The organism is Rhizorhabdus sp. GW822-FHT03C02 (assembly GCF_058801765.1).
In genome coordinates, this window is record NZ_JBXANN010000013.1 from 184,460 (window position 1) to 190,844 (window position 6,385).

Annotated in this window: 8 protein-coding genes; 1 reads left to right on the plus strand and 7 read right to left on the minus strand. The window is 66.0% G+C overall.

Annotated elements, in window-relative coordinates:
- Nucleotide 1: 1 nt before the first annotated feature.
- The 7 genes from AC1RM6_RS25565 to AC1RM6_RS25595 all read right to left on the minus strand — a co-directional run bounded on the left by AC1RM6_RS25565 (nt 2) and on the right by AC1RM6_RS25595 (nt 5,428).
- The gene (locus AC1RM6_RS25565; RefSeq protein WP_493106543.1) at nt 2-730 is read right to left on the minus strand and encodes a peptidylprolyl isomerase; all 729 of its coding nucleotides are present in this window, start codon (nt 728-730) and stop codon (nt 2-4) included.
- A gap of 69 nt (nt 731-799) precedes the next feature.
- Nucleotides 800-1,300, minus strand: a complete 501-nt coding sequence (gene coaD / locus AC1RM6_RS25570) for a pantetheine-phosphate adenylyltransferase (protein ID WP_493106546.1) — start codon at nt 1,298-1,300, stop codon at nt 800-802.
- Between the two features lie 37 nt (nt 1,301-1,337).
- Nucleotides 1,338-2,228: a polyprenyl synthetase family protein gene (locus AC1RM6_RS25575; RefSeq protein ID WP_493106548.1), complete on the minus strand. Its 891-nt coding sequence runs from the start codon at nt 2,226-2,228 to the stop codon at nt 1,338-1,340.
- A gap of 4 nt (nt 2,229-2,232) precedes the next feature.
- Nucleotides 2,233-2,481, minus strand: coding sequence for an exodeoxyribonuclease VII small subunit (locus AC1RM6_RS25580; protein ID WP_493106550.1), 249 nt, complete (start codon nt 2,479-2,481; stop codon nt 2,233-2,235).
- A gap of 90 nt (nt 2,482-2,571) precedes the next feature.
- On the minus strand, nt 2,572-3,255 hold the full coding sequence (locus AC1RM6_RS25585) for a DUF1013 domain-containing protein (protein ID WP_493106552.1): 684 nt from the start codon (nt 3,253-3,255) through the stop codon (nt 2,572-2,574).
- A 251-nt stretch (nt 3,256-3,506) separates the two neighbouring features.
- The gene (locus tag AC1RM6_RS25590) at nt 3,507-4,538 is read right to left on the minus strand and encodes a glycosyltransferase family 4 protein (protein ID WP_493106554.1); all 1,032 of its coding nucleotides are present in this window, start codon (nt 4,536-4,538) and stop codon (nt 3,507-3,509) included.
- A gap of 5 nt (nt 4,539-4,543) precedes the next feature.
- Complete coding sequence (locus AC1RM6_RS25595; protein WP_493106556.1) at nt 4,544-5,428, minus strand: UDP-2,3-diacylglucosamine diphosphatase; 885 nt, start codon at nt 5,426-5,428, stop codon at nt 4,544-4,546.
- A gap of 222 nt (nt 5,429-5,650) precedes the next feature.
- On the opposite strand from AC1RM6_RS25595, the gene AC1RM6_RS25600 reads away from it, so the two are divergent.
- The gene (locus AC1RM6_RS25600) at nt 5,651-6,229 is read left to right on the plus strand and encodes a glutathione S-transferase family protein (RefSeq protein WP_493106558.1); all 579 of its coding nucleotides are present in this window, start codon (nt 5,651-5,653) and stop codon (nt 6,227-6,229) included.
- The last annotated feature ends 156 nt before the right edge of the window (nt 6,230-6,385 follow it).

Here is a 6,385-nt window from a genome sequence, read left to right on the forward strand (position 1 = left end):
CTTATTGCTGCGGCGACTTCGACATCGCGGCAACGGCAGCGTCGGTCGCCTTGTTGGTTTCGACCTGGCGCTTCATCTCGCGCTGCATCTGCTCACGCTCTTTCTTGCTCATCTGCGGCGCAGCAGGAGCCGCCGCGACCACCGGAGCCTCGGGCGGAAGGCCCTTGTCGTCCGATTCGATCGAAGCGTGGACGATCTTCGAAGGATTGGCCGGCGGCTCGCCCTTTTCGAGCGCGTCGACAAAAGACATGCCCGAGATCACCCGGCCGATGACGGTATAGTTGCCGTCGAGATTCAGGTTGGGCTGGAGCATGAGGTAGAATTGGCTGTTGGCGCTATCGAGCCCTTCGGCGCGCGCCATCGCCATCGTCCCGCGGACATGCGGCATGTCGTTGAACTCGGCCTTGAGGTCGGGCAGGTCCGATCCGCCCTCGCCGGTGCCCTTGGGGTCGCCGCCCTGCGCCATGAAACCCTCGATCACCCGGTGGAAGGTCAGGCCATCGTAGAAATGGCGACGGGTGAGTATCTTGATCCGCTCGACCGAGAGCGGCGCCTTGTCGGGGCGCAGCAATATCTGGATGCGGCCGCCGGTCGAGACGTCGAGATTGAGGATATTCTGCGGTGCCGCCGGCGGCGGCGGGGCGATCACCGGATCGGCAACGGTCTGCGCCGAAGCACCGGCGGCAAACGCCAGACCGGCAAGGGCGGCAAGAACGAACTTCGAACGCATCTGATCATTTTCTCCAGCGGCCACGCAACGGCCGATTATCCTGTCTCGGCTTGCCAGCGGCTGAACCGTTCAGCTGCCCTTCTTACCGAGTTTTTCGATCCGCGCGACGACTTCCTGCGCCACTGCGGCCGGCACGAACTTGTGGATCTCGCCGCCATAGCTGGCGATTTCCTTGACCAGCTTCGACGCGATCGGCTGCAGCGCGACATCGGCCATCAGGAAGACGGTCTCGATCCGGTTGTTGAGCTGCTGGTTCATCCCCGCCATCTGATATTCATATTCGAAATCGGCGACCGCGCGCAGCCCACGCACGATCATCGACGCCCCCATATCCTCGGCGAACTTCATCAGCAACGAGTCGAACGACACCACCTCGATCACCGCGTCGAGACCCGCGGTCTCGCGGCGGACCATCGCCATGCGTTCGTCGACCGAGAACATCGGCGACTTCGACGCGTTGGTGGTCACCCCGACGACAAGCTTGTCGACGAGTTTCGCACCACGGCGAATGATATCCATATGACCCAGAGTGATCGGGTCGAACGTGCCCGGATAGACACCGATGCGCATCGTCAAAATTCCCCCCGGTGGCGCGGCAATCGCTGGTTCAACGGTCGCGATCGATCGCATAGGCCGCGATATCGCGTAGCAGATCGGCCTCGCTGCCGAAATTGCCAAGATGGCCGACCGCCTGGTCGACCAGCGAACGTGCCTGGGCGCGCGCGCGATCGACCCCGAGCAGCGAGACGAAGGTCGCCTTCCCCGCCTCGGCATCCTTGCGCACCGCCTTGCCGGCGATCGCCGGATCGCCTTCGGCATCGAGCAGGTCGTCGGCGATCTGGAAGGCGAGCCCCAGGTCGCGCGCATAGTTTTTCAGCCGCGAACGGCCATCGGGCCCGGCCCGGCCGAGGATCGCCCCGGCTTCGACCGCGAACCCGATCAGCGCACCGGTCTTGAGCTGCTGGAGCCGGGTGATGGTGCCGAGATCGAGCATCAGCTTTTCGGCGGCGACATCCATCGCCTGCCCACCGACCATGCCGCCCAGCCCCGCCGCCTTGGCGAGTGCGGCGAGCAGTTCGACCCGGACGAAGGGTTCGGGATGGGTCTGTTCGTCGGCCAATATGTCGAACGCCAACGCCTGGAAGGCGTCGCCGGCGAGGATCGCGGTCGCCTCGTCGAACGCGCGGTGGACGGTCGGCTTGCCGCGCCGCATATCATCGTCGTCCATCGCCGGCAGATCGTCGTGGATCAGGCTGTAGACATGGATCGCCTCGACCGCGAGCCCGGCCCTGAGCGCGCATTCGCGGTCGACCGCGAACAGATCGGCTGCGGCGCAGACCAGCAGCGGGCGCAGGCGTTTGCCACCGCCGATCGCGGCATGGCGCATCGCCTGGATCAGTGAATTGCGGCTGTCGTCGGAGGGCACCAGCAGGCCATCGAAGCGCGCGTCGATATCGCGCGCGATCCAGTCGAGTTCGGTCGCGAGATCGCCGGCCATCGCGTCAGCCCACGTCGAAAGACGTGGTGCCCCCGGGCTGGCCGTCCTGGCCGATCACGATCTTCTCGATCCGGGCCTGGGCGGCCCGCAGCCGCTCCTCGCACTGGCGGCGGAGCGCGTCGCCCTCGGCATAGAGTTCGATCGAACGGTCGAGCGGAACGTCGCCCGATTCGAGCTGGCGCACGATCGCCTCGAGCTTCTTGAGCGCATCCTCGAACGAGAGTTCGGCGAAGGGAGCGGGTTCGTCTGCCATGGCCCGGCTTGTGGTCCCAAGGGTGCGCAGGGTCAAGACTGCGTCATCGCCTCCCCCACCGCCGGAGCGGCCGGAGAGGCGTCGCATCGCTTATTTCTTGAACGGATCCTTGAACGCCGGGCCGCCGAACAGCGCGGCTTCCTCTTCGGCCAGGGTCATTTCGGCGCCCTTGGCGGCGGCGTCGCGCTGCGCGCGCAGTTCCTCGATCAGCGCCTCGCGGTCGCCCTCGAGCCGGGTGTCGGTCGGCGCTTCGAGCCCTGCCGCCTTCGCTGCCTTGGCGACCAGCGCGTCGAGTTCGCGCTGCGAGCACAGGCCGAGCGTCACCGGATCCTTCGGCACGATATTGGCCATGTTCCAGTGGGTGCGGTCGCGCAGCGCGGCAATCGTCGTGCGGGTGGTGCCGATCAGCTTGGAAATCTGGCCGTCCGAAACCTCGGGATGGTTGCGCAGGATCCAGGCGATGCCGTCGGGCTTGTCCTGGCGCTTCGACACCGGCGTGTAGCGCGGCCCCTTGGTGCGGCGGACTTGGTCGGGGCCCTTGATCATCACCAGCCGATAGGCGGGATTGGCCTGGCCCTTGTCGATCTCGGCCTGGGTCAGTTCGCCGGCGCGCACCGGATCGCGGCCCGCCAGCTTGGTCGCCGCCATGTCGTCGGCGATCGCCTGGATCTCGAGGATGTGGAGACCGCAAAAGGCAGCGATCTGCTCGAAGCTGAGCGCGGTGTTGTCGACCAGCCACGAAGCGGTCGCATGGGGCATGAGCGGCTGGGCCATGACGGTCCTTTCCAGAAAATAAAAGGGCCGCCCCTCACGGAGCGGCCGAACATTGCCCGATGATGTAGTAAAGCCGGACGATCAGGGCAAGTCGGGAGTTATTGGGAGTCTTTTGTTTCAGCCCTCAAACGCCGGGCGGGGCACAACCAACGGACCCGGAGGGTCCGCAAGGCCGAACGGCCGCCCGAGCTTATTGCGAGGAAGCCAAGGCGGGCGGATGCCCGCCGCCCGGCGTTTGAGGGCTTAACAGATTACGCGGCGCGGCGCTGGCGGCGGAGCGCCTCGCCGATCGGGGCGAGCGCGGAGAGGAACTGCTCGGCGCTGTGCCGCCAGCCGAAGCTCGCACCGAACCGGGCCGCCGTCTCGCGGTCGCGGGTTAGTGCCGCGGCGATCGCCGTCGCCAGGTCCTCGTCCATCGCCGAAGACGCCGGATCGAGCACGTCGAGCGGCCCGGTCACAGGATAGGCCGCGACCGGGGTGCCGCAGGCGAGCGCCTCGATCATCACCAGCCCGAACGTGTCGGTGCGGCTAGGGAAGACGAAGACATCGGCACCGGCATAGGCGCTCGCCAGTTCGTCGCCCGACAGCGCGCCGAGGAAGACCGTCCCGGGATGAAGCTGGGCGAGCGCGGCGCGCGCCGGGCCGTCGCCGACGACGACCTTCGTCCCCGGCCCGTCGACCGCCAGGAACGCGCCGATATTCTTCTCGATCGCGACCCGGCCGACATAGAGCTGGATCGGCCGCGGCAGGCCTTCGAACGCCGGATGGCCTTCGCGCGGGCGGAACAGCGTCAGGTCGACGCCGCGGCCCCAGCGACGCACGGGCCCCAGCCCCTGCCCGGTCAGCTCGGCCTCGATCGACGGGGTCGATGCCAGGATCGCCGCGGCGGGGGCGTGGAACCAGCGTATATAGGTCCAGAACCACGACGCCGGCATGCGGGTGCGCTGCGCGACATATTCGGGAAAGCGGGTGTGATAGGCAGTGGTGAAATCGAGCCCGCGGTCGAGGCAATAACGCCGCGCGGCAAGCCCGATCGGTCCCTCGGTCGCGACATGGATCGCATCGGCGCCGAACGCCTCGATCCGGCGGCCGACGGTCCGGTGGCTCGCCATCGCCAGCCTGATCTCGCCATAGCTCGGGCACGGCACCGACCGAAACTGGTCGGGCGCGATCACGCAGACCTCATGCCCCATCGCCTCGAGCTCGCGGCGGACCGACTGGAGGGTGCGGACGACCCCGTTGATCTGCGGCGACCAGGCGTCGGTGGCGATGACGATCCGCACCGCGCTCAGGCCGCGATCGCGTCGGCGGCCCGGGCCGGCGTCGCCGCGGCTTCCGCCTTGCGCCGGTTCATCTCCTCGGCCCAGTGGAGGATCTCCATCCGGCCGTCCATATGCTCGACCAGCGCGGTGCAGCCCTCGACCCAGTCGCCGTCGTTATAATAGACGACATCGCCGAACTGGCGGACCTCGGCGGTGTGGATATGGCCGCAGACGACGCCGTCGACCCCGCGCGCCGCGGCCTCGTGCGCGACCGCTTCCTCGAAGCGCGAGATGAACTCGACCGCGTTCTTGACCTTGTTCTTGGCGTGCTTCGACAGCGACCAGTAAGGCAAATCGAGGCGCTGGCGAACGGCGTTGATCACCACGTTCATCCGCATCAGCAATTCATAGGCCGCGTCGCCGGCGAAGGCGAGCCAGCGGTGGCACATCACCACCGTGTCGAACTCGTCGCCATGGGTGACCAGCAGCCGCCGGCCGTCGGCGGTCTGGTGGACCGCGCTGCGGCGGATTTCGATGCCGCCGAAGGTCATGCCGGTGAACTGGCGGAACATCTCGTCATGATTGCCGGGGATGAACACCACCCGGGTGCCGCGCTTGGCGCGCTTCATCACCCGCCAGACGATGTCGTTGTGCGCCGACGGCCAGTACCAGGACCGCTTGAGCCGCCAGCCGTCGATGATGTCGCCGACCAGATACATGGTCTCGCTGTCGCAATTGTCGAGAAAGTCGATCAGCAGATTGGCGTTGCAGCCGCGCGTGCCGAGATGGATGTCGGAGATCCAGATCGTGCGGTAACGCCGACGCGCGCCCTCGGGTTCGGGGATGGTCGGATCAGCGTCATGAAGCGCCGCAAGCCTGGCGATACCCTTCATCGGCGTGATGGCATTCATGGTCCGTCCCATCGCAGCGGTTGACGGAACATGCGTTTGCCCGAGTTTTGTTACAGGCGGCCCGGCGGTTTTCTTACGGCTTGATGACGGGAATCGGGCGGTTTTTGCCGCGCCATGATGAGAATCCGTCATAAGCCGCTTTTATATGCTGTGCGCCTGCCTTTGTTTTTCCCGCGGCCGCGCATCGGCTAGGACCCGGTAATCGCAGACAGGGGGACGGTGATGAAGGTCTATGGAGATTCGATTTCGGGCAATTGCCTCAAGATCAAATGGACCGCCGACCTGCTCGGCATCGCCTATCGCTGGATCGAAACCGGTGTGCTCACGGGCGAGACGCGGACGCCCGCCTATCTGGCGATGAATCCGGCCGGCCAGGTGCCGCTCGTCCTGCTCGACGACGGCCGTACCCTCGCCCAGTCGAACGCGATCATCACCTGGCTCGCCGAGGATTCGCAGCTGATCCCGGTCGACGCCTATGACCGCGCCAAGATGAACGAGTGGCTGTTCTGGGAGCAATATAGCCACGAACCCTATGTCGCGGTGGCGCGTTTCCAGGTCCATTATCTGGGCAAGGCGGTCGCCGATCTCGAACCCAGGATCGTCGAGCGCGGCCGGGGCGCGCTGAGGCTGCTCGACGATGCGCTGGCCAGGGCCGACTATCTGGTCGGCGGCCGCCTCACTCTCGCCGACATCGCGTTGGTCGCCTACACCCGGGTCGCGCATGAGGGCGGCTTCGTGCTCGCCGACTATCCGGCGGTCCAGCGCTGGATCGCCCGGGTCGAGAAAGACCTCGGGATCTGATATCTCGGTTTTATTTCAGATATTTACATCCGTCATACTGAACTTGTTTCAGCATCCACCGTGCGACGGGGGAGCGTTGCCGAGAGGAAGAGTGGATGCTGAAACAAGTTCAGCATTGTCTGTTGAGGGTTGTGTAGATCGGGCGTGTCCCGCGTA

Coding starts and splice junctions, on each gene's coding strand:
- AC1RM6_RS25580 (WP_493106550.1), bottom strand. CDS start 2,481: ATGGCAGACGAACCCGCTCCCTTCGCCGAACTCTCGTTCGAGGATGCG.
- AC1RM6_RS25565 (WP_493106543.1), bottom strand. CDS start 730: ATGCGTTCGAAGTTCGTTCTTGCCGCCCTTGCCGGTCTGGCGTTTGCC.
- AC1RM6_RS25595 (WP_493106556.1), bottom strand. CDS start 5,428: ATGAATGCCATCACGCCGATGAAGGGTATCGCCAGGCTTGCGGCGCTT.
- coaD (WP_493106546.1), bottom strand. CDS start 1,300: ATGCGCATCGGTGTCTATCCGGGCACGTTCGACCCGATCACTCTGGGT.
- AC1RM6_RS25600 (WP_493106558.1), top strand. CDS start 5,651: ATGAAGGTCTATGGAGATTCGATTTCGGGCAATTGCCTCAAGATCAAA.
- AC1RM6_RS25585 (WP_493106552.1), bottom strand. CDS start 3,255: ATGGCCCAGCCGCTCATGCCCCATGCGACCGCTTCGTGGCTGGTCGAC.
- AC1RM6_RS25575 (WP_493106548.1), bottom strand. CDS start 2,228: ATGGCCGGCGATCTCGCGACCGAACTCGACTGGATCGCGCGCGATATC.